A 24904-nucleotide genomic window follows, 5' to 3' on the forward strand; every position below is an offset into this window, starting at 1 on the left:
TGCTATGATAGAGATATTTGTAGTCTTTATATTATCTTACATATTAGGTTCAATAACGTTTAGCTTAATTATTGCAAAAATAAATGGTATAAATTTAAGAGAAGTAGGTTCAGGAAACATTGGTGCTACAAATGTTGCAAGAACAGGAAATAAGAGACTTGCTGTCCTCGCATTATTTTTAGACTCTTTGAAAGGATTTGTCGCGGTTTATACAGCACAACAATTTTGTGATAATAACGATTTTTATATATATGTATCTGCAATTTTAGCAGTTCTAGGGCATATGTTTCCTATTTGGCTAAGGTTCAATGGAGGAAAAGGGGTTGCAACAACTTTGGGAGCTTTGATAGCACTTAACATTTCTATAGCATTAGCATTTGTATTTGTCTGGCTAATAGTATTTTTTATCTTTCGGTACTCCTCTCTTGCTTCCTTGGCTGCTACTGCAGCAGCTGTTATAGCATCTTTCTTTTTTCAAAAGGAGTTATTCCTTATACTACTCACTGTAGCGATATTAATTTTCTTGAAGCATTACAAAAATATTGCAAATCTTCTGCAAGGCAGAGAGCATAAGTTTTTATAAGCGATGAGATGTTAAATCACTGACACTTAAACTACGAGATAAACTGCTTGATGGTATTATTTTATCTTCTTTATTTAAGATTGTAATTTTTACTCTTGTTATACTCTCTACTTCTTGAGGTATTAAAAATTCATCTTCAATGAATCTTTGCTTCACTTCTTGTATTTGTTCATAAAGTGTGGTTACATTGCGCTTATTTTGATTATAAATATCTTCAATCTCTATCTCTAGCCTGTGTGAAGCTTCTTTTTTTAACATGTTATTTATCACTGCTTCTGTTATTGCTAGCTTTTCTTGTAGAATTTTCTTTATTTCTTCTTTATCGTCTCTGCTATTTTTACTCAGTTCTGTGTATACCCTATAACACCTTTTCTCTAGTGGTAACATTCTTAAACTATCTAACATTCTGGCCACTTGACCCTTAATAGTCTTCTTGGCTTTCAATTTTAATTCTTTTACTTCTTCTTTTATTATTTTGCTAGCTATTCTCTTAGCTTCAGTTAAAGATGAGTCCTTGAGAAAAAAATCTGTTCTAAGTAAATTTTGGTTTAAAAGCTCCAAAAAGACTTTTCCTTTGATGTTTTCAAGTTGATCGTCTAAACCATCCCCCTGTAGTTTATTTGTTATGTGCTGAGACAGCGCAAAGTGCTCTAATTTATTTAACTTTACAGAGTTAATATTTTTCATTAACGTCAGCACAATTTGTTCACTATATTGAGAAGTAAAACTCAGTAATCTTCTCATTAAAGTAATGCTTACTTCTGCAATAAAATCATCAACTATTTTTTGACTTTTATCATCTTCATAATTATTTTGGGCGTTATGCCAAGCCCTAAGAATTTCTTTACTGTTCTTCTTATTTTTTAGCCTGTCTAACATAAACTTACGTGCTTCATTTTCTGCTTCTGTAAGGAGCATTTGTCTAGGTGGTGTAAATTTAATCTCTGGATCGGAATGAATACCCTCTAATGTACTTAACATTCTGTAGATAACACCAGTAAAACATGTGTTAGGAATTCGTTCTTTTCTAGAGAAAGTTTGGCTATCTAGTAAATTTGCAATCAACGCGTCTTTTTTATTTTTTACAGCTTCTCTATCTCCATCATTGCAGACTCTAAGAACTAACAGAAGAATTTGTCCACCAGTGAAGCCAGAGCTATGTTTCTCATTACCTTTGCAAAAATCTTGCAAAAACATTACTAATTTTCCCTTATTCTCATTACTAAATGGTTGGCCATCAAGCATATGTAAGTGATTTATATATTCAATAAATTCTTTAAATCCCTCATTATTAATAGCGTCTTCTGGTACTGAATCATATTTGCGTATTAACTTACCAATATTATTACTAATATCGTCATTCAATTGATGGGGTAGTAAATGCTCATAAGTACCATCAAACTTATTTGTCATACTGCGAGTATTTTCTTTTATGCCTTCTAAAAAGAAACTTATAGCAGCTTTGAGTAACGTAAATGGATTAAAATCCTTTGGCCTTAATTCACTTTGTAATAGAATTAAAACCATTGCAAGTGGTATTGTTGCAAGTAACGAAACAAGTAGAAAAGTAATTGTAAAAGTTAGATATGTTACAGAAGCAAAAAATAAAAGGAAAGATGCTATCTTAATTTTATTTTTCTCAAAAAATATTTCCCAATATTCCTTTTTACTTATTTTTTCCTGCTTTGCAGCTTTTATGTCTTTATAAACGTAAAAAGTTTTTATTTCAGATCTAAAAAACAATGTGGCAAAAGATAAAAAGACATTGGCAGGATTAACTAAAATGCTTAAAGAAACAAAAGCTGCGAAGTAACTTGCTGTCTTTAATCTGTAAGAATCCTTTCCAGGAAATTGTATTTGGGAAATACCTATCATAGCCTACTCTCTATAATATTATGATATTGTAGTAATAACAAATAGCCTATAGATGTCAATGCTTAAGTATTTTACTGTCTACGCACTCATCGTATTCAATTTCAACTGTAGAGTGCGCAATTTCGAACCTATTTAATAGTATTTTTTTTATCTCATACAAAATATTAGTGTGTTGTCCATTTTGCTTTATCTTGGCATGCATAGTAAGTATAAAATAATTATCAGATAGTGACCATGCATGTATATGATGCACATCTATCACTTCAGGTAACTTAGATACAATCTCACTTTTTATCTCCTCAGCAGATACACTCTCAGGTGTACCTTCAAGGAGTATATGGCAAGAATTCTTGAGAATTTTATAGCCACTGTTTAAGATCATTACACTGACAAATACTGATAAAATAGGGTCCACTATTTGCCATCCGGTAAACATGATAATTATGGATGCAAGTATAGCAGCTACAGAACCTAAAATATCTCCGATAACATGCAATACAGCACTTTTTATGTTTATATTACTTTCGCATTTACTATGTAATATAAAAAAGACTATAATGTTAGAGATCAGGCCAAGTGTGGCAATTATTAGCATTACTTTCCATTCAACATTGACCGGACAAATGAATCTCTTTATTGATTCAATTATAATGACCGCTGCAATGAAAAATAGAGTTAAACCATTAACAAATGCTGCAATTATCTGCAATCTGTGATACCCATATGACCTCTGTAAATCAGATTTCTTAGCTGAAAATTTGTGCGCTACCCAGCTTAAAATCAAGGCAAAAAGATCAGTGAGCATATGCCCTGCATCTGATAACAGAGCAAGCGAGTGTGAAATTACTCCACCTACTATCTCCATAAGCATTGTTATTGCAACTATTATTATGGAATAAATTAAGCGCTTGGACTCTGCTATTGAGTGTTTGCCATTGTGCACTGCTGTCATATAAAATCTTTTTATGAGCAAAAAAACGTGGGTAACACTGGGCTCGAACCAGCGACCCCTTGCACGTCAAGCAAGTGCTCTACCAACTGAGCTAATTACCCATCGTAGCTTTAGTATAGTGCTTCAGTGGAATGGAAGTCAATTTGCTTTTAGACTTCTTGCTGAATGAAACTCCTTGACAAATTTCCATAAGTGTTGAAAGTATCAAAAATGGCGTGATATAAGGTGATCAACGACATGTAAGTTACCTCCTGATAGTAAAACAATTGAACGTAAAAAAAGAGTCATTAAGATTTAATGTAAACTGTAATAGTGCTATCTTAAATCCGTCTAAGTTACTTCTGATTTTATAAATAAGAAGCTGTTTATATAAATATACACTTTCATTCCATTCATGTCCAAGTTAATGTAATTTATTTGGAAATGGTAGGAAAATTTAGTATATCGTGAAAATATCTATATTAGCCTACTTTTGCCACATTTATATACGAACTAATTTACCTGACTTTGTTGCAGCAATTTGAAGCTTCTATTTTTACAACCATGTATTTATGCGGCTTGCTCTTACAAAGGTGGGTATTTTTTGCAATTTTAAGCAGTTGTGTTAAAAGTCAATAGAAAAATTGATGTAGCTGTGAATAAATACTTAAAGTTTATGTAGACGTATTTATTCACAGCTACGCTAGTACTAGATAAAAGCAGAATTAGGGCTATATTCCTTAGTGAACACTCTACCATCTCTTACTAAAGAGTTAGCAAGAATAAGTAATTTTCTCATGGCAGCAGTAGAAGCAACTTTATATGGTTTTTTGTATTGATCATATAGTCTATCAAAGAAGATTTTTATATAAGAATTGTACCTTTGTGCACTAAGGATACACATATACAAAACTGTTCTAATTTGCGATCTACCGCCTTGAATACACCTTTTTCCTTTACTAAAACCGCTGTCTCGATTAAATGGCGCAATTCCAGAAAGGCTAGATATTTCTTTATGTTTAAGAGTTCCTAGTTCTGGCATGTAACAGATCATAGTAATAGCCAAAGTTTTACCGGCACCTGGTATACTAGTTATTGACATGTATTTTTTTTTAAGCTCTTGACTTTGATCAATTAATACCATTATTTCATCTTCCAAGATTTGAATTTGATTTTGTAAAATTACAAGCAATTCTTCTATTTGTTTGATTATGGATACATCGGTTATCTGGTGAGCTTGGGTTTTCTGTATCTTTGCCATTTCCACTAGTTGATTTCTGCGAGATAGTTTTTGCTTCAAACAATCAGTATTATTAACATTTAAAGGAGTAACACGCATGTCTGTATTATTAATATAACGTGAGATGATACTACAGTCTATTTTATCAGTTTTAGTACTAATACCAAGGCTTTTTGCGTAATTTCTAACCCATCTAGGTTGAATGACATATACTTCAAAACCATTGCTTAGTAAAGTGTAAGCGCATAGTTTTTCGTATCCACCAGTAGCTTCTAATCCAACTTTTGTTACATTATGCAAACGTAGAAAGTCAAGCACTTGATCAATAGCTTGTACGTTATTTTCAAACGTTTTATAATAACTAAGTGGATGAATGTGGATGTCTAGTTTAGTTTTGCTAACATCAATGCCAGCAATAGTATTTGGTGAATTCATAATTCCTCCATAAAATAATATTGAATACTGCATTTTCCACCCTTATATACGAGCCTAAAAGCTCAATCAGTTGTTCGGAACTTTCAGTATATAAAACAGAGAAGAGAACCTTGCTCAAAAACGGTTCTTATAACCAAGAAGGGAAACGGTTCCTCTTCTCCATATGTCCTTATATTGCCATTCTATAACATTTATAAAGACTTGTTTTAACATATAAGAAGGTAAATAAACAAATTTCTTGTAACGCTACAGGGTTTAGTATTTTTTATAAATCTTTACTTAATTTATTAAAATCTTGACAGTTGTTATAATATTTGCTACACATTTATATTGTATTACCGTGCTTTCATAAAGATGTAGTATTGGTGATGTAATGAAAAATGTTTCAAAATAGTAGAGGAATAAATGATTGATCATTATAAAGTATTAGAAGTAGAAAGAAATGCTACTCAAGATGAGATAAAAAAAGCATATCGAAAATTAGCACTTAAGTTTCATCCAGATAAATTTCCTGAAATAGTAGATCTCAATATGTTAAAAGCAAAGACGCACCTTTCAGAAGCAGAAAGAGATCAACTAATTCAACTGAAAAAAAAATTTAAAGAGTGCGAGGAAAAGTTCAAAAAGATATCAGAAGCATTCGAAGTATTATCTGATCCAGAAAAAAAAGCCAGTACGATAATGGAGATGATCCTAGTCAACAAACTTATGATGGACACTCATCATGGGAACAACAAGAGTCAGAGAAAAGACATCAAGAAAATAAAAATCCAATAATTCCTATGTCTTTAGTAATATTTTTAATATCTACGACAATAACCTTAAAAACTAGTCTTGGAGAATCAAAAGTAGGTGAAGTTGTTGCAGCAACACTTGGAGGACTGCTATCTATGCCAGTTGTAAATAATTTAGAACACATACTGGAGTTAATGTCAGATAATTCTGAAGCAAGACAGAAGTTAGCGCCAATTGCAGATAATTTAAAAAAAATATCAAAGTCAATTAGTACAAAAGATATTGTATTATCAGGAGTTATTGCAGGATTATGTACATCGATTTCTTACATCATCGTTAATACTCATAAAGAATCATTCAAATCTGGCCTTATAACTGTAGCTGCAGCTGCAATTGGGGGTGGAGCTGGTGCTGCATTGTCAAGAACTGTTTTTACAAAATTGGAAGATGTTGATACTGAACAACCAAATATCCCAGGACAGAGCATATAGCTACTCTCTCCTTTATCGTTACCCCGGTGTTGTGATACTGGGGTAACACCGTTCACTATGTAAATTAGCTAAAATGTTCATACAGTTTTTACTGAAATGACATTATTCACTGCTTCTTAACTGCTTCCTATATAGTTTGAAGACATGCTCTTAGCAGCTGCGTTAGGTCGGCTATGGAATTTTAGTCATACTTTAAATTTTACATATTAAGTTAATTACCTATATCTTTTCATTAAAATATAAACTATGTCAATACAGGTATTTACGTTTTTTTTAGAGAGATTACCTTATTCTTGATATTGAAAGAACAGCAAATTAGAGGTTAAAATTATGACAATTAATCAACAAGTAAATAAAAATATATCTAAAGATGAATATTTTAACAACAAGCATATCATAGAAGTTAAAGATTTAAATATTAAAGTAGAAGTTTATTCTCATAATTTAAGAGCAAGTAAAGTTGCTCACATTGAAAGTGAGATAAAAGAAACAGCTACTAATTTTAAAGATGCATTTAAGCTGGAGCCTGGTAGCTCAGAACAAACATTCAAAATTTATGTGTTTGATGATAAGGCTGATTACACTCACCTTGGTGGAAGCGAACGTTTTGGTTCTTACCTTGGAGATGAAGGTGGTAAATGTTACTACAAAGGAGAAGCTGATATTTTTGCTGAGATGTATGTCTATCAGCAAGGTGGCGTTCATAACCTTCAGCATGAATTTGCACATGGTTTAACTTACTTGGCTACAGGAGGAAAATCTCTACCTACAGTATTAATGGAGGGAATTGCAGATTACTTTGAACATCATTCAGATCACAAGTTCAATGCTCAAGGGTCAAGCATTGATAAAACTGAAGCCGCAAATTTGGATCTAGGTGGAATTTTAAATTTACAATACTCAGCCAATGGTGAAGAAAACAGTTTAGTGTATAAAACTGGTCATGCGTTGATAATGTACTTACAGGAAAAAGATCCTAGTTTATTAAGAGACTACCTAGATGCTTTACGTCAAGGTAACTCAGATGAATCAAAAAGTTTCTTGAAAGACATAAAAGGACATGATGCTGACTTCAAAAGTTGGCTTGCTGAGAATGATACAGAAACTGCAATGGAACATCTCAACGCTTTGCAAGTTACAAAAGGAGATTTTATAGCAACTGGTCAAGAAATAGTGGGTGGAGAAATTAAAAACATATCCTACTATAAAGCAAATATAGAAAAGATAGATGGAGAAAACGTTGGAAGTTTTTCTCCTGTAGAACATGTTGCATTTTATGATGTTGCTCGTGCTATTAATAGGGCAACAAATGATAACCTCGATATATCAAAGGAATATCATTTTTTAAAGGTAGTAAAAACTCCTGATGGACAGGATAAACTAACTTACTCTGACCAACAAGGTAATGAATATAAAAACAGTCAAGAGTATAAAAATCAGGCTTTTAGAATATTATCAAAATATGATACAAAAATTAAGAGTGAGGCAGACAAATTCGATAATTTGAATAAAGAACGTGGTGAAATGTATCAAAAATATCATAAAGGAGAGATTACTATTGAAGAGTTACGTAATGAGGAAAATACAAAATACAGACCAGCATTCTTAGAGTTTGATCAACTAAAAAACAAAACAGTTGATGAGATTGAAAATAATCCTCAGGCAGCAAAAATATTAGGAAAGCTGGTCAATATCGATCCAAACTTGATAAGAGGTACAAATCATATTGATCTACAAGAAGGCAAGATTTTTTCTATGCAAGCTCTTGGTCACGGAGATATGGGTGCACTATCTATATATGATGGGAATACAAAGCTTGGAGAGTTGTCGAGCGAATCGGGCTTTTTTAAGCAAGTTGAAGGTCAAACTAAAGAAACTTTTGTTTTTGAGGACATATTGCACAACTTGAATACTCAATATGACGGTGGTGCTTATATGGCTATTACAAAAGAAAATGGTCATTATAAAGCTTCTCTGATAGATGGCAGAACAGTTGAACGTGATGAATACTTTGATGAAGCACATTTACATGAAAATGAATTGTTGCATCCTAGCACTGGACACATTCAAAAAGATTTAGATTCTCTGCTTCTTAGAGGGACCAAAATTCTAAATCATCAGGATTCAAAGCATGCTCAATATTCTGATGAGCAAAGAGAAAGCGGCGTAATCGTAGAAAAAGGAACATTATTGGATGATAAAGGGACTGATAGAACAGACGACGATGTATACGAAGCGGTTGTAAAGCAAGGAGGCGAAAATCTACATGCATTCAAAAATATGGGCTTCTATATCATTGAAGAGATGAAAAATGAAAGAGGTGAAGTTATAAATGAAAGTAACTTGTTCATTCATGATCATGGAAAAAACGTAAGGTTTCAATTGCCAGGCAATGTTACTCACCTAAAATTGGTGGAAAAAGATGGACAATATAAATTAGCACCATCTGATTCTGAAGGAAGAGAATACAGTAGCATACCAGACGAATACAAATATATTGACCCAGTATTTGCACATGAATATGAAAAGAGAGATTATTCTCATAAACATATAAATGTGGGCCTTATAAACTTAGAAAAATATGCCCCTGGTAAACTTTTTACCATTAAACATGATCCAAATGATTATCAGATACAAAGAAACTCGAGTGGTGAAATAGTGAGAATCAACAATCAAAGATATTTCACTAAAGTAAAACTATTTGATGGTGATACTGATGAAGAAATAGGAATGTTATCTAATAACTTCCATAACTTCAAAGGGCAAATATTCTTTTCTGCTGATTATAACTACAGCTATAATGATTTCCTCGCATCTGTTTCTCCTCAAGTTGAAATTGAGAATATGGGAAATGGAAGCAAAAAAATAACTTTTGATCAAGGCAGTGGCGATATCGGTGACACTAATAGAGGCTACACTGACTATCAAAGGATATACACAAGGGAAACCGAAAGTCCAAAAGGGCAAGTAAGTGAAACTAAGACAGAGGTTAACATGAGCCATAGTACTACTAATGTTGTTGCTGAAGAGAGAACTGTATCAAACGACAATAGTGAAATACAGTCTGATCAACCACAAATTCCAACAAGGGCAAAAAGGTCAGCTTCAGTGGAGGAGAAAGAGCAGGTAGTGTTGAAAGACACAATCTTGAAAATAGAAAAGAGCTATGATCGAGATGTAGAAGGAAAGCATAAGGCAAATGTAATCATAGATTATAATGATGTGAAAGCCTTGTATAATAGAGCAGAAGGAGCAGATAAGCAATCTGTGTTAGATTTTTGGAACAAACTGCATACATCGGATTATAAGATTGGTGCTTTGCCGGAAGACAAGTATTACTTTAAAGATGGCAAATTTCTAATTCACGATAGTGACACGAAAAAGCTTATAGTGTTACCTGAAGATAAGGTATCCATCAAAATAATGAAGGATGGTGATAGTTATAGTTTGGCTATATCAAATGGTAATGGCAAAGTAATAAGCAGCATTAGTAAAATAGATAATCCAAATTACGAATTGCTATCAGATTCAAGTCACTTCAGCTTAGAAACGCAAGATAACATTGAGTTATCAGATCAACATCATGAATATAATCTCTATCTAGAGAATGGTTTTGTGAAAATGTTCGACTGCGCAAGCGATCACGTTTATCACGATCATAACTCAGCCTATATCTAATATACAAGGAGGGCCCTGCCCTCTTTTTGTTATTCCAATGCCCAGACACTGGCATCCAGTTAAATTTGCTAGTATAAAAGTAATCAACGTTTCTTATGATGGAAAAATGGATTCCAGTGTCAAGCACTGTAATGACACCAAAGGGGCTACTAGGATAACATCGTCTGCTACATACTTAGATCACAAGAGAAGAATTCTGAAGCGAAAAGCCTAAAGGGAATTTTATGCAAAATCTAGTATTTACGGAATTTATATTATTTTTATGCACATGACCTTACCCAGAAAAAGTAGACAGAAAGTTAAGACGTTTTTGCTATGAGAATGATGAATCAAAAAGCTCAGGAATGCAATAGTTAATAGTAGAATGTCTACGCTGTTTATTATAAAAAATTTCTATATATTCAAATATTGCGGTTTTAGCTTGTTGTGCAGAGTGTTGTGAAGTATCAATGAGTAACTCTCTCTTAAGTGAACTAAAAAAGCTCTCTGAAACAGCATTATCATAACAACAACCTTTGTGACTCATACTAGAAGTAATATTTTTTGTACTTAGTAAAAATTGATAATTTTTAGAGGTGTATTGCGATCCTTGATCGCTATGAAATAGTAGATTTTTAGCAGATTTGCGCCTACCAATAGCCATGAATAACGCATCTATAACTAATTGCCTATTTACTGCATTACTCATTGACCAGCCAATCACCATGCGTGAATATAAATCTATTATTGCTGCCAAATATAACCATCCTTCATTAGTTTTTATGTACGTAATATCAGTTACCCATATCTTGTTAGGTTGATCAGCGATGAAATTCTGATTTAATATGTTAGGAGTTATAACTCTATTGTCTATTTGTGGTTTTTTACTTTTAAACTTTCGTCTAAGCTTAGCTTGAATGCCATTTTTCTGCATAACATTTTGCACTGTTTTGATGTTATAATTTTTACCTAAAGCCTTTAATTCAGCGTGAATTTTAGGAGCTCCGTATCTGCATTGTGATGCTCGATATACCTTCTGAATATCTTGTATGAGCTCTTCTCTTATTGATTTTTTGTTGTTTTTTTCCTTAGTAATCCATTTATAATAACCACAAGCAGATACGTTCAAAAATCTGCATGATTCCCGTATTTTATAGCATTTTTTATGTTCTTTTATAAAAGAATATTTTACTCTTTTTGGTTTGCAAAATATCCCAGGGCTTTTTTTAAAATGTCTCTTTCCCTCGTTACTCTTGCCAGCTCTTTCTTTAAATCAAACTTTTCTTTGTCACAATGAGCTACTTTCCCTTTTCCTGGAAACGCATCTACTCCAGACATTCTATCATTGTATGTTTTTACCCATCTGCTTAATGAATCACCGCTAATACCCAAATCTCTTGCTATTTTTGCTGATGATTGACCTGTTTCTTTTACTAGTCTTATAGCTTCAATTTTGAATTCTGCTGTATATTCTTTTCTTTTTGTCATACCACACCTCTTTGAAAAAACGTTTTATTTTACTTCAAAAACGTCTTAACTTTCTGTCTACTTTTTCTGGGTAAGGTCAACAATTATGGTTTTTATAATTAACGGAAAGTGATATGGCTAGTTTAACTTTTAAAGACAACTCTGGAGCAAATGTACCATCCCCTACCATTAAAAGCATAATTTATGAAGATGCTGCACAGAATAAGTATACCTTTGGTGTAGATAATACTAGTGTTTTCAACACTTTTAGGTATGAACCTAATGGTGCTGCTGAAATAGATTACAGTGCTACAGCAACAAACTTCATGACTGGAGGTGCAATTGCTACATTATTAGGTATTGGAACTAACGTAGGTGCAATAAAAACTAAAACTGATAAGATTACAGATACCTTAGGAGCTGATGTCACTGCTATAAAGGCTAAGACTGAATTTATTCCAGATACCTTTACTGCTGATGTTGCTGCTATAAAAGATGCTACAAGTGCTGCTAATTTAGGAAATAAGGTTACTGCAATACAAACTAAGACTGATAAGATCACAGATACCTTAGGAGCTGATGTCACTGCTATAAAGGCTAAGACTGAATTTATTCCAGATACCTTTACTGCTGATGTTGCTGCTATAAAAGATGCTACAAGTGCTGCTAATTTAGGAAATAAGGTTACTGCAATACAAACTAAGACTGATAAGATGCCTGCTGACTTAAACGCTGAGTTAATTAAGTTAACTACAATAGGAAATGCTATAAATGGTAATGGTCACGTCACTGAAGCTGCTAAAGCTGTACTAGAGAGCAGTTTCAAGCAAGCTATCACGGATGCTGGGCAAGAAGGTAGTGAATGGCTTAGAAATGAGATAAAAGAGATAGTGTCACAGCCATCCTTCGAGATTCCAACAGATTCAAGTTCACCTCTTTCTTGGGATTGGTAATGTAAGTGCTAGTGAATGACATCGCAAGATGTCATTCACTGTTGTCATTCCAGTATCACATACTGGAATGACATCCTTGTTTTATTGCAACTAATTTGCAGTGATTTTTGTTTTAATGTAAATGGAATATAGTCCTATTGCTGCTGCGTTTGAAACATTTAGACTGTTAATTACGTTTGACATTGGGATTTTTAAAAGATAATCACAATTTTCTTTAACTAGTCTCCGCATTCCTTTCTCTTCAGAACCAAAAACAATTACTCTTTTTTGCCCAAAATTCTTTATTTCATCTATATTTTCCTTTGCATTGCAATCAAACCCATAACACCAGTAGCCTATCTTTTTTAAAGACTCCATCGTCTTTACTATGTTTGTAACGTATATTAGAGGGACAATATCCAGTGCTCCACTTGCTGCTTTTGCGATAGATGCATTTTCGCTTGGTGAATGGTGATACGGTAAAACCAATGCATCAATGTTAAAACAAGCTGAGGTTCTTAAAATCGAACCTATATTGTGTGTATCAGTAATTTGATCTAAAATGACTATAGTAGAGTTTTCACCTGAACCTTCAGCTATTTTTTCAATATTTAAGCTGTGAAAAATAGGAGTAACTTTTAAAGCAATTCCTTGGTGATTTACACCTTTGGGTAAAACATCATTGAACATTTTGTTCTCTACCAGTCGAGCTTTAATGCCCTTACTATCTGCACATTGTTTAATTTCTTTCTCAAATTCTCTGTAGAAATTTTCTGTTACTAACAGTTCTATACACCGCCTATTTTTGTTTCTTAATGCTGAAATACAAGTGTGCTTTCCATATATCCAACAGTTTTCATTAGCTTTTGATGATTTCATCTCATTATTAAAAATCAGATTTTTATAGAGTAAGCAATATTTTACTGTGTTTATATATTATTGTAAAATTATGCAGTTCAATTAATGAATTTATGTCGGATGATGAGTTAGATTGGCAAAAAAATGTTAAGCCAATAGAATGTGGCAAAGTTACTTTGAAAGTTGATCACAAAGTAAATATAAAATCTATGATTGATAAAGGTATCTCTGGCTTACAAGAAAATTTTCTTAATACTGATAATGGTGATTCATCATTTTGTCTTGACTACAATACAAAATTAAAGATCGATAGGGGCAAATATTTTATAAGCGATAAACTCGATTTGCATGGCTATAGTATAGATAATGCTTATTGTAAATTGATAGATTTTATTATCAAAAATTATCAAGCAAGGAATAGGTGCTTATTGGTAATTACGGGGCATGGTAATAGTACAGATAAAATAGACACTATAAAGAATAGCTTAAATAAGTGGTTGAATGACACAAAAGTTCGAAATATGATCTTATACTATCAGCAAGCCATAAAAAAACATGGTGGCAAAGGAGCTTTTTATGTCTTATTAAGAAGAAATAAAGGTTAATTTTAGAGTACCTATTTAGGAGTACCTTTCTTAGAATTCACGTGTTGAAGAATGATTTCTGCTAAACCTTTACTAATTCCAGGTACGTTTTGAATTTCAGCTAGAGAAGCTTTGCTTATGTTTTCTACCGAACCAAAATGAGACATGAGTGCCTTCTTTCTTTTACTGCCAACACCAGATATTTTGCTTAATTGTGAAGCAAAAAACTGTTTATCGCGTTTTTTTCTGTGCGAAGTTATTGCAAAACGGTGAGCTTCATTACGCAGCAATTGTAAATAAAGCATGACCTTGCTGTCACTTGCTAGAGTAAATTCTTCTCTGCTCGGCACATAAAATCTTTCATTTCCTGCGTTACGATCATGACCTTTTGCCATACAAGCAAAAGGAACGTTTATATTCAATATCTCCAACACATTCTGCACTATGGAAACATGTCCTGGCCCACCATCTATCAGTAAAAAATCAGGAATGATGTCTTTTATATTGCCAGAGAAACGTCTAGTCAGCACTTCTCTCATCATTTTATAGTCATCACCTGAAATTTCTTCTTTTATAGTAAATTTTCTGTACTCACTTTTTAAAAAACCTTCCTGACCTGCAACAACCATCACACCAATCTGTTGATTTCCAGATATATGGCTATTGTCATAAACTTCGATACGCTTTGGAATATTTGGTAACAAAAAGATTTTGCTAAGCTCTTCGAGCTTTTCTAGGTTATTTCTATAATCAGTAAGCTTCTGCTCTAGGCTATGCTTAGAATTATTGTAAATAAAATTCAACAAATCACGCTCTTTACTATTTTTCGCATACAAAACTTTTATTGATTTTTGAGTAAGAGCATAAAGTGCTTGTTCTATAATTTCCTTATCCTTAATAAAATCGGGAACGTAAATTTGCGCTGGTGGTGTATTAACTGGATTATACAAATTGACCAAAAAGGTGGATAAAATTTCATCATTTGGATGATCACTACAATTCTCAATGAAGTAAGGAATGCTTCCATAGTTACCTTTATCTCTGAAAGATAGTACACCAATGCATGCTAAGTCTGCCTCACGTACAACGCTAAAGAAATCTGCATCTTCTTCAAAAGAAAAATCCATTGGCTGCATTTGAATTTGCTGAAGAAATTTCAATCGATCTCTATAGACAGCAGCAAGCTCGTAGTTCATTTCCCTACTGCACTTTTCCATTGTAGAAAATAGCTGTCTTTGCACTTCTTTATTCCTTCCTAGCAGAGTATCTTGTGCTTGTTTTACTGATTTGCAGTAATCATCTTTTGTAATTTTATCTACGCATGGTGCTGAACAGCGCTTAACTTGATACTCAAGACATGGTCTTTTTGTTGAAGAGAAATATTGATCTGAACATACTCTTAAGAGAAAAGCTTTTTGCAATGATAATATAGTGTTCTTAACAGCAGCAGCAGATGGAAAAGGGCCGTAGTAATGAAACTCATTCTTCTTAAACTTACCTCTATATTTCGCTATTCTTGGATAATCATGCTTAGAAATTGTTATATAAGGATAAGATTTTCCATCCCTAAGCAAAATATTATAAGATGGTTTTAACGATTTTATTAACTGTGCTTCAAGAAGCAATGCTTCGATTTCATTCTCAGTGATGAATATTTCAACCTTAATAACCTGTGAGATCATTACTCTGATTCGTTCAGAAAGGTTTTCGAATTGAAGGTAGTCGGATAATCTCGACTTCAAGTTTTTTGCTTTACCAATGTATAAAACCTTATTCTTATCTCCAACCATCTTATAAACGCCACAGGATTGTGGAGATGATTTGATTTGTTCCTTATATTGCCTGAGCATTTATCAATTGTTTAACCTGTATAAGGTTAAACTCTGCTACTAAATGAAAGGTAGAAACAACATTTGCAAGCAAAGATAACCTGTTTATTCTAAGCTCATTAGAATCACAGTTAATCTTTACACTGTCCATAAATTGATTGATAAACGGAGCAAAACGAGCAAGTTCATCAAGCGCTGTATTAAAGTCGTTATTTTCTATCGCTTGTTTGATGTTTTTACAAGCAGCTATAGCACAATTTGATAGCGCAATCTCCTCATCTTCAATCAAAAACTTCTTACTGTAAGATGCATTATAAGTAGTGCCATCACTTTTTCTCACTTTGCTCATCATGTTACTGGCTCTTTTATAAGTGCTTAGAACCTGTTCACCTTCTTTTGTACTAAGATAACGATCCAATATCACAGTTTGCTTTTCCGCTTTCAGCAGATCATTAATATCGACTTTATATAGTATTGAATCTACAACATCTTGCCTTATATTTCTATTTTTTAAAATAATCTTGAACCTTTCTAAGCAGAATTTAAATACTAGTTCTGAAATTTGTTTTTCACTTGGCTTATCAACTGGAGTTATATTTTTATTCAATAGAAGCCTTGAACATAAAGATACTGACTTATCTATCAGCAATCTAATTGGAATATGCAAATTATTTTCAAGTATTGTTCTAATTATACCAATTGTCATTCTCCGCAAACCAAACTGATCATACGAACCAGAGATTTTCTCACCTGCTGCAATTAAGCCAACCAAACTATCCATTTTGTCTGCAATAGCTACAGCAATCGCAGTAGGAGATTTAGGGCATTCTTGGTCCGATCCAATTGGCTTATAGTGCTCAGTTATAGCTTCCACTACTTCTTTATCCTCTTGAAAATAAGAAGCGTAGTATCCACTCATTACTCCTTGCAATCCCGGAAATTCTTTCACTATCAACGTTGCAAGATCTGCCTTTGCTAAATATGCAGCACGTTCAACTTTAATTAATGAAGCATGTGGAATAAATATCGCTATATACTTTGAAAGAGCGATAATACGCTTCACTTTTTCTTCTACGCTACCGAGCGAAGCATGAAATGAAATAGAGCTCAATTTTTTGACATAGTAATCTAGGTTTTCCTTCTTGTCTTGAGATATCAAAAACTGGGCATCAGCAAGACGTGCTTCTAATATTCTTTCATGGCCTTTGACAACTTCATTGTTGTTAACATTTACAACAGTAACAAAATGTGATATTTTCTGTCCATCACTTAAAGCAAGATACTTTTGCTGCGTATTAATTATACTAAGTATTACTTCCTTCGGTAATTCTGATGATTTTACTTTACCAAATAATACTATTGGCCACTCTATAAGCCCTGCCAATTCATTAAGTAAATAATCATTTTTTTCAAGTTGTAAGTTCTCCTCTTTTGTAAACTTATTAATCTGATCTAGTATAAATTGCTTTCTTTTGTCCAACTGGAGAATGACATTATTTTTTTCTAACAATTCAAAATAGTCTTTGGGTGTTTTAACAGTAAGTACTGCATCACCTGAAAGAAACCTATGACCATACGTCACGTTGCATGCTGTAACCCCTGCAAAAGATATAGGTATTATTTCGTCATTTAAAATACATAGAATATTTTTAATTGGCCTAACCCATCTCTCTTTTCTTTCACTCCATCTCATACTCTTTGGCCAAGAAAAGTTTTTTAGCATTTCCTCCAGTTGATTTTTGAGAAACCCGTTGATGTTAAATAAGCAGCTTTCTCTCTTAATGAAGTAAAAATCTTCATCATTTACTTTGCGAATGAGTAAATCTTCTTCACCTTTCCGATTTTTTCTCAAAAAACCTTCGATAGCACTTTTCGGTGCATTAACTCTTGGTCCTTTAATCTCATTGTTAGAATCTTTTAGCTCCAAAGCACTTATACCATCAATAAAAAGAGCAATGCGACGTGCAGTCACATAAACTTCTATAGATGCAAATTTCACATTATTTTTACTAAAAGCATTAGTGATATAGCTCTTAACCTGAGCTGCAGATGAATTCTGCATTCTTGATGGAATTTCTTCTGAAAGACATTCAAACAATAATTGTGACAACATATTCTACTTTGCTCTATATAATTCACAGCATTTTTTTGTTAACTCTCTCACTCTACTAATATAGGCTGTACGTTCATTCACACCAAGCACACCTCTTGCATCAAGTAGATTAAGTAGATGGCTCGTTTTAATACATTGGTCATAAGCTGCTATCGGCAATTCTTTTTCAACAAGGAATTTACACAGTTTTTCTGTATCCTCAAACTGCTGTTGTACTACTTTAGTATCATAATAATCAAGTGCCAGGTAAGAAAACTCTCGCTCCCTTTGTTTAAAAATATCTCCATAAGTTGCACCGCTACCGTTCCACATTATGTCGTAAACACTATCTACACCCTGTATGCACATTGCTAAACGCTCTAACCCATATGCTACTTCACCAGGAATTATTCTGCAGTCAATACCTCCCACTTGCTGTATATAAGTAAGTTGTGTTACTTCCATTCCGTTGCATGTAACCTCCCAACCAAGACCGGATGCACCAACACTTGGGTTTTCCCAATCATCTTCAATAAACTTAATATCATATTCTTTTGTCGATACACCAAGAGCTTTTAAGCTATTTAAGTAAACATCTTGCAAATTGCTGCCAGATGGTTTTATTATAACTTGGTACTGATGATGCTGATATAAACGATTAGGGTTGTCGCCATAGCGTCCGTCTGCAGGTCTGATTACTGGTTGTAGATACGCAATTTTTGTTGATTTTTCGTCAATCGCTGACATGATTGTTGCGGGATGTAGTGTTCCAGCTCCAACTTCAGACGTATATGGATGAAGTATAGTACACCCTTCATCTGCCCAAAAATCTTGTAGCCCCTTTATTATATACTGTAGATTCACGCAAACTGTATATCTTTTAAACTAAATATATAAGCAAATAAGTACTATTCTATACTTATTTTTTTAATAGTGCCATGGAAATAGTCACTTAAGGCTATTGAACTTTCTTTTACATACTCAAATATGCTTTTATTCAAGACAATCGCATCATGCATAGTCAGATCGCAGAATATAAATGCAGTCAAGTACAATAAAATCACTGCATAAAACACATGAAAAATCCCTTCAAATGTGATTGATATTGCATTGTTATAACTAAGCTGTATCGTACTTATCGGCCATGGTTTTATTACTTCTACAATATTAAAAAATAAATAAGGTATTATAAAGAAAAAGAACAAATGCATAAGATCATTAAACCAAAATGGACATTGAAGTATTGCCTTGCATATACTTAAATAGAATTTACTTACAATATAATAAATTGACATTATTGCCGGCATCGAAAACGCAACAGTCATCACCTGTCCTGATGCTATTTGTATTACTATATTCTCATCACTGCTGGCTGAAGGATCTTGAGTATGAAAAATAGATATGCCAACTAATTGCAGCACTAACATAACTATTGCTAGCTTGGTAAAAATGGCAGCTACAACTATGCCTGTATTCGGCATTTTATATAGTATAAAATCACCTCCGTATGTAAGCATTAATATAATGTCGGTAATAAATAATATTAGAAAAGAAGACCAATAATGCTGCCAACCCGGTAAATATCCCACTCCTAAAAAAGAGCTTACTATTTTGGCAGGAAAAACCTTGCCTAGCACCTTACCTAAAAATTGAAAAAAAATCCCCATGTCCTAACTAACACTTGACTTATATTTTTCACAATACTGAATTGTAATGGACTTATCAATACACTTCTTGCATAGAAAAAAGGCAAATAGTTAAAAACGATCTAAGTTTAGCAATAACCGTTGCCCCTTCTATCGTCATCCCAGTGCCCAGGGATTGGCTCTTTTTTTCTAGATTCCAGTACTGGAATGAGATCTTCAATATTCTTACATCTGATCTCAAACTATGGAATAACACCGTTATACGTACTGGAATATGGGCATCATTCAAGCAGCTGATCTCTATGATGGCATCATCCCAGTACTGGGATCCAGAACAGGTAATAAAAACTGGTCACGCGCTGGCCTGAAGCTTTAACTATAAATATTAAAAAATTTACCAGGCGAAAAAAAAGGCAAAAGAATCCCCCAGTAGTGAGTTTTGACCCTATAATAATGTAAATTGGCATTGTAATAATGTGCTAACGCTTAAAATAAGCGTGTTTTGGCTGAATGTAGAAAAAATAAAAAAGACATGCAGCCGCTATAATTTTATGTAATCTGCCAATATATACCTGAGTTTTTTACTGAATTTTTGTTGTTAAATCTGCAGAGATTAAAAACAAGGATAAATACTCTTATTGGTATGATAAGGAAAGTGGGAAGGTTTGTCAAGTCACTTCGGCCAGCTACCTACTTAGATGTTCCACACTGCTAAGTAGATACCAAATTTTTTGCAACATCAAGTGCAGCATAGGTAAATATTGCACTTGCACCTGCACGTTTAAAACCAATTAAGGACTCATAAATCACTCTGTTATAATCCAGCCAGCCATTATTTGCTGCAGCTTTTATCATTGCGTATTCACCGCTTACTTGGTAAGCAAAAATCGGAAAATTAAACTTTTCACTTGCTGTTTTTATTACATCTAAGTATGGCATACCCGGCTTTATCATAATAAAATCTGCACCTTCATCTATATCCATTTCGATTTCGCAGATTGCTTCACGTGCATTTCTATAATCCATTTGATAACCACTTTTGTCGATGAAATTTGATGATGCGCACGAACCGACAACTTGCCTGAACGGCGCATAGAAGCTAGAACAGTACTTTACTGCATAGGACAATATCGACACATTCTGAAAGTTATTATCATCCAATGTTTTTCTTATTTTTCCTATCCTGCCATCCATCATATCAGAAGGAGCAACTATATCGCATCCTGCTTTTGCTAAAACAAGTGCTTGCTTACATAATGCTGACACAGTCTCGTCATTTTCTAAATCTATCCTACTGCTTTTTAAAATGCCATCATGACCGTGAGTAGTGTATGGGTCTAGTGCAATGTCTGCAATAATACCAATATCCGGTACATTTGATTTTACAGCACAAATTGCTTTACAGATTAAATTGTCAGGATTGTACGCTTCCTCGGCGTTTTCAGATTTTAGTTTACTATCAACTACAGGAAAAATTGCAACAGCATTAATCCCCGAGTCCTTAGCTTTCTGAATTATAGAAATTAATCCATCTATTGAATAACATTTGATATCAGGTAAGCCAGAAATTGGCTCAATTGTTTCTTCTCCGTCATGAACAAATAAGGGAAAAATCAAATCATTTACTGATAAAGTGCTTTCACTTGTTAAATTGCGAATCCACTTGCCTGAGCGCCTACGCCTTAACCTTGTATTTGGGAAATTAAACATTGGATCCAGGCAAATTCCCAGTAAAAAGCAACACTCCTGAAATGAGTATTACCCAAAGTACCGATATTGGCAAAAATACTTTCCAACCAAGACGCATTAATTGATCATAACGATAACGAGGTATTGTAGCTCTAATCCAAACAAATATAAACAAAAGTACAACTATCTTCAAAACAAACCAGATTAAACTAGGAATTTTATACAGCAAACTAAGCTCTAATGGAGGATACCACCCTCCTAGAAAGAATATTGTCATCATAGCGCTTGCTAAAATCATATTTGCATATTCTCCCAAGAAAAAGAGAGCAAAAGGCATTGATGAATACTCGACGTTATACCCAGAGACGAGCTCTGCTTCAGCTTCTGGTAAGTCAAATGGGTGACGATTAGTTTCGGCAAGCAAAGAAATAAAAAATATTATTCCTATAGGCATTAGTAATAAATCAATCCAAAATGGCATATTATGTTTCGCTACCACCATCTCTCCAAGATTTAATGTGCCAGTTGTAATAACAACTGTAGCAACTATTAGACCTATTGAAACTTCATATGAAATCATTTGAGCAGCTGACCTTATAGCGCCAAGAAATGCATAATTAGAATTACTAGACCAGCCTGCAATAATAATGCCATATATTCCCAAAGAGGATATAGCTAGCACATAAAGCACTCCAACATTAATATTTGCTATTACCTTAGGGATTATTACCTGCTGTCCATTTTCTGTAATTATTTCAGCTCCAAATGGTATAACTGCCCAGGAAATTAATGCTAAAATAAAGGTGAGCATTGGAGCCATAATAAACAGTATGGTGTTTGCTCTAAATGGTATTATCGGCTCTTTAATTATCAATTTGATAGCATCTGCAAATGGCTGTAGTAGCCCAAATGGCCCTACTACACTTGGACCATGCCTTAGTTGAATTGCACCAATAACTTTACGCTCAAAGTACACTAAATATGCTACTGAAAGCAAAAGTGGAATAAGAAGAAAAAGAATATCAAATATCAAGTACATGCAACCCTAAATCAAAAAAATAGTTCATAATTGTGGCAATAAAAAATACAGCAAATGCTCTAGACACAAAAGACAATGTCCCTATTGAAATCAATAGGACAACACTTTTCTGTACAGCATTTAGCTTAATAGAATAGTAAAATGATATGCATATGAATGACACTAGTGACATCATAATTAAGATCATTGTGAGAGGCAAATAATTCCCTCTTCCCTCGGTAACTATAATAAATGTTATTGCCATCCATACATATCCTTCCGTAAATAGTGCAATAATATCATTGATAAAATCAACTAGCTTATAAACGAACTGTTTTTCTAATGTATTTTGTTCTTTACACAAAAATATAGAGTTTAATTTTCGTTGAAAATATACCAGAATTATTAGTAATAATGGTGTTAGAATAAATAAAATATTAAGTAGAGTGTTCATAAAAATTCTTAGTACAATCTGCCATTATTTTTGAAGCGCGACTTATTGAGTCTGTCATATAAAAATTACACTTTTTTAGAGTGAAAGAGATATTACTTAATTTTATTTCATCACAGGTAATTGGTACCCATTTGTTTTTCACCACTTGGTCAACATCTCTAAACTGTGGACCAATAGTGTATAATTTCTTCCTCACATCAAATAAATTATCGTATAGTAAGGAAAGGCCCAAATATTGGGATAAATTTTTTATAATCAACCAATCTTCCTTTGCTTCACCAGGAGGAAAAACAGCTAAATTTGTTCTCTGTACTCGCCCTTCAGTATTTACATAAGTTGCATATTTCTCTGTGTAAGCAGCTCCAGGTAGAATAACATCTGCTATGTGTGCTCCACTATCACCATGATGGCCTTGATAAATTACAAATGTACTTTCTAACTTTGATATATCAATTTCATCTGCGCCAAGAAGATAAACTACTTCTATCTCACCACTTTCTGCCTGTTTTAGCATCTGATTAATGTCTTTTCCACCTTTGCTAGGAACAAATCCAATATCGAGTCCACCAACCCTTGCTGCAACCTTATGCAGTACGTTAAAGCCATTCCAGTCATCTCTGATCATGTTAAATTTTTCTGCAATTTTGCCAGCTAGAGCTAAAACTGATTCAGAATCATCTCTTATTAATGCATCTTGACCGATAATTAGCATAGGGTTCTGAGCGGCACTCAGTAACTCGCAGAATTTGTGATTTCCCTCTTCTATTTCTTTTAGAACGTTTGGACCATCACCTAATCTTTCAACATTATATAGATATTCAAGATTAGGACCAATATTTGCAATAGTGAAATTACCTTGTAAATATCTCTTTCTCAATCTTGCGTTAATTATTGGTGCTTCTATTCTTGGATTTGTATTTATAAGCAGACATAAATCTGCATTTTCTATACCCTCAATAGTGGTGTTGAATACATATGACCCACGATTATTTGGTATAAGCTTTGCTCCATCTTGCCTACAGTCTATATTCCCCGAGCCGAGCTTCTGCATCACTTCTTTGAGTAGAAGCATAGACTCACAATCTGCTAAATCACCTGCAATTGCAGCTATTTTATTTGATTTTGTATTCTTTAATTTCTTTGCAGCAACAGTTAGTGCTTCATTCCAATCAACTGGGGCTAATTTACCATCTTTTTTTACATAAGGTTGATCAAGACGCTGAACTTTTAGTCCATCATAGGCAAAACGGGTTTTATCTGATATCCATTCTTCATTTACCTCTTCGCTCAGCCTTGGTAATATTCGCATAACTTCCAGGCCACGATAATCAACTCTAATGCTACTTCCCACAGCATCTAACACATCTATAGTCTCACAATGTGATAGCTCCCATGGACGCGCTGTAAAGGAGTAAGGCTTTGAAGTTAAAGCCCCTACCGGGCAGAGATCTATGATATTTCCAGATAATTCAGAACTAATATGCCTTTTTATGTAAGTGCTAATCTCTACATTTTCTCCCCTTCCGATTCCTCCAAGTTCATTTGTACATGCAACATCAGACAAAAATCTAACACACCGAGTGCAATGAATGCATCGATTCATCGCAGTCTCAATCAGTGGTCCGAAGTGTTTTTTTGGCACAGCCCTCTTATGCTCATCAAGTCTGCTGGTTCCTTTCCCATAAGCCATCGTGATATCTTGCAAATCGCATTCACCACCTTGATCGCAAATTGGGCAATCAAGCGGGTGGTTAATTAGCAAAAACTCAAGCACACCTTCACGTGCTTTTTTAACCTTAGGGGTATCAGTGTGAATAACCATCCCTTCTGCAACTGGCATTGCACAAGAGGCTACTGGTTTTGGAGGTCCACCCTCCACTTCAACCAAACACATTCTGCAGTTACCAGCAATTGCTAAACGCTCATGATAACAAAAACGTGGAATTTCAACGCCCACAACTTCACAAGCTTGAATTATAGTGAGCCCATGCTCTACTTCACATTCCTTAGAATTAATAGTAACTTTAACCACAACTATTATACAGCTTCCCACTTTATAGGATTGCCGCTTATCTCATCTTCAACCAGATTGCCGTTGTCATATTGAGCAGACATATAATTCATGCGCGAGTCACGATCTATATATCTAACAGGTTTTACCGGTTTATCTTTATACATTTTTTGCTCAGCTTTCTTACGCTGAGTAGGGTTATTTTTACTAGCTGTTTTCGCTTTCCCGCCTGCTGCCATATAAACTCCTAAAAACTTCTTATTTTATTTTAACACTTAAGTATACACCGTCAATGCTAAATAGCTTTAAAGTTTTAATAGTCCATCATTACAATCATCACTTGAACAAAATACTTTCTCTTGATGCTGCTCAAGTAT

The 24904-nt window shown here is 33.8% G+C and carries 19 protein-coding genes, 1 tRNA gene and 1 pseudogene; 6 read left to right on the plus strand and 15 right to left on the minus strand.

The annotated features are described in order from the left end of the window. Positions 1–4 precede the first annotated feature (4 nt). On the plus strand, positions 5–583 hold the full coding sequence (gene plsY / locus ABWU52_RS06050) for a glycerol-3-phosphate 1-O-acyltransferase PlsY (RefSeq protein WP_410541978.1): 579 nt from the start codon (positions 5–7) through the stop codon (positions 581–583). On the opposite strand, the gene ABWU52_RS06055 is transcribed toward plsY, so the two are convergent. The 4 genes from ABWU52_RS06055 to ABWU52_RS06070 form a co-directional block, all read right to left on the minus strand. Beyond that, entirely contained in the window at positions 578–2458 is a 1881-nt protein-coding gene (locus ABWU52_RS06055; protein WP_353276606.1) for a hypothetical protein, read from the minus strand. The genes plsY and ABWU52_RS06055 overlap by 6 nt on opposite strands. Before the next feature lie 55 nt (positions 2459–2513). Continuing rightward, positions 2514–3410: a cation diffusion facilitator family transporter gene (locus tag ABWU52_RS06060; RefSeq protein WP_353276608.1), complete on the minus strand. Its 897-nt coding sequence runs from the start codon at positions 3408–3410 to the stop codon at positions 2514–2516. A gap of 28 nt (positions 3411–3438) precedes the next feature. Next, a tRNA-Val gene (locus ABWU52_RS06065) sits at positions 3439–3511 on the minus strand. 587 nt (positions 3512–4098) lie between these two features. Further along, positions 4099–5064 (minus strand): IS110 family transposase, encoded by a 966-nt coding sequence (locus ABWU52_RS06070; RefSeq protein ID WP_353276609.1) that lies wholly within the window; start codon positions 5062–5064, stop codon positions 4099–4101. Positions 5065–5469: 405 nt separating this feature from the next. Between ABWU52_RS06070 and ABWU52_RS07315 the strand changes: the two are divergent. The 3 genes and pseudogenes from ABWU52_RS07315 to ABWU52_RS06085 all read left to right on the plus strand — a co-directional run. Continuing rightward, positions 5470–5577: pseudogene (locus ABWU52_RS07315) on the plus strand (DnaJ domain-containing protein); the annotation flags it as partial. A 269-nt stretch (positions 5578–5846) separates the two neighbouring features. Next, positions 5847–6290: a hypothetical protein gene (locus ABWU52_RS06080; protein ID WP_353276611.1), complete on the plus strand. Its 444-nt coding sequence runs from the start codon at positions 5847–5849 to the stop codon at positions 6288–6290. A 330-nt stretch (positions 6291–6620) separates the two neighbouring features. Further along, the gene (locus tag ABWU52_RS06085; RefSeq protein WP_353276612.1) at positions 6621–9968 is read left to right on the plus strand and encodes a peptidase M2; all 3348 of its coding nucleotides are present in this window, start codon (positions 6621–6623) and stop codon (positions 9966–9968) included. Between the two features lie 313 nt (positions 9969–10281). Here ABWU52_RS06085 and ABWU52_RS06090 read toward each other — a convergent pair whose 3' ends face one another. Further along, complete coding sequence (locus ABWU52_RS06090; protein WP_353277659.1) at positions 10282–11160, minus strand: IS3 family transposase; 879 nt, start codon at positions 11158–11160, stop codon at positions 10282–10284. After that, positions 11136–11435 carry a transposase gene (locus tag ABWU52_RS06095; protein WP_064085359.1) on the minus strand — a complete coding sequence of 100 codons (300 nt, stop codon included), beginning with the start codon at positions 11433–11435 and terminating at the stop codon, positions 11136–11138. Before ABWU52_RS06095 ends, ABWU52_RS06090 begins: the two co-directional genes overlap by 25 nt. A 113-nt stretch (positions 11436–11548) precedes the next feature. Here ABWU52_RS06095 and ABWU52_RS06100 point away from each other — a divergent pair, with 113 nt between their 5' ends. After that, the gene (locus ABWU52_RS06100; RefSeq protein ID WP_353276614.1) at positions 11549–12367 is read left to right on the plus strand and encodes a hypothetical protein; all 819 of its coding nucleotides are present in this window, start codon (positions 11549–11551) and stop codon (positions 12365–12367) included. A gap of 90 nt (positions 12368–12457) precedes the next feature. Here the strand turns inward: ABWU52_RS06100 and rlmB are convergent, their stop codons facing one another. Further along, entirely contained in the window at positions 12458–13225 is a 768-nt protein-coding gene (rlmB, locus tag ABWU52_RS06105) for a 23S rRNA (guanosine(2251)-2'-O)-methyltransferase RlmB (protein WP_353276616.1), read from the minus strand. 92 nt (positions 13226–13317) lie between these two features. Between rlmB and ABWU52_RS06110 the strand changes: the two genes are divergently transcribed. Continuing rightward, the gene (locus tag ABWU52_RS06110; protein ID WP_264374581.1) at positions 13318–13809 is read left to right on the plus strand and encodes a Smr/MutS family protein; all 492 of its coding nucleotides are present in this window, start codon (positions 13318–13320) and stop codon (positions 13807–13809) included. 11 nt (positions 13810–13820) lie between these two features. Here ABWU52_RS06110 and uvrC read toward each other — a convergent pair whose 3' ends face one another. From uvrC to ABWU52_RS06150, 8 genes are all read right to left on the minus strand, one after another. Continuing rightward, positions 13821–15638 carry an excinuclease ABC subunit UvrC gene (gene uvrC / locus ABWU52_RS06115; RefSeq protein ID WP_353276618.1) on the minus strand — a complete coding sequence of 606 codons (1818 nt, stop codon included), beginning with the start codon at positions 15636–15638 and terminating at the stop codon, positions 13821–13823. Then, entirely contained in the window at positions 15622–17730 is a 2109-nt protein-coding gene (gene glyS, locus ABWU52_RS06120) for a glycine--tRNA ligase subunit beta (protein WP_064085630.1), read from the minus strand. The genes uvrC and glyS overlap by 17 nt, the downstream gene beginning before the upstream one ends. A gap of 3 nt (positions 17731–17733) precedes the next feature. Then, positions 17734–18573, minus strand: coding sequence for a glycine--tRNA ligase subunit alpha (locus ABWU52_RS06125; protein ID WP_353276620.1), 840 nt, complete (start codon positions 18571–18573; stop codon positions 17734–17736). A 44-nt stretch (positions 18574–18617) separates the two neighbouring features. Beyond that, positions 18618–19376 carry a phosphatidylglycerophosphatase gene (locus ABWU52_RS06130; RefSeq protein ID WP_353276621.1) on the minus strand — a complete coding sequence of 253 codons (759 nt, stop codon included), beginning with the start codon at positions 19374–19376 and terminating at the stop codon, positions 18618–18620. Positions 19377–20066: 690 nt separating this feature from the next. Then, positions 20067–21065 carry a porphobilinogen synthase gene (hemB, locus tag ABWU52_RS06135; protein WP_353276623.1) on the minus strand — a complete coding sequence of 333 codons (999 nt, stop codon included), beginning with the start codon at positions 21063–21065 and terminating at the stop codon, positions 20067–20069. Then, positions 21058–22083 (minus strand): NADH-quinone oxidoreductase subunit NuoH, encoded by a 1026-nt coding sequence (nuoH, locus tag ABWU52_RS06140; RefSeq protein WP_264374576.1) that lies wholly within the window; start codon positions 22081–22083, stop codon positions 21058–21060. Before nuoH ends, hemB begins: the two co-directional genes overlap by 8 nt. Before the next feature lie 416 nt (positions 22084–22499). Then, complete coding sequence (nuoG, locus tag ABWU52_RS06145) at positions 22500–24569, minus strand: NADH-quinone oxidoreductase subunit NuoG (protein WP_353276624.1); 2070 nt, start codon at positions 24567–24569, stop codon at positions 22500–22502. After that, complete coding sequence (locus tag ABWU52_RS06150) at positions 24554–24766, minus strand: hypothetical protein (protein ID WP_017532424.1); 213 nt, start codon at positions 24764–24766, stop codon at positions 24554–24556. The genes nuoG and ABWU52_RS06150 overlap by 16 nt, the downstream gene beginning before the upstream one ends. Positions 24767–24904 lie beyond the last annotated feature (138 nt).

The organism is Wolbachia endosymbiont (group B) of Villa cingulata, assembly GCF_964028285.1.
Lineage (GTDB): Bacteria > Pseudomonadota > Alphaproteobacteria > Rickettsiales > Anaplasmataceae > Wolbachia.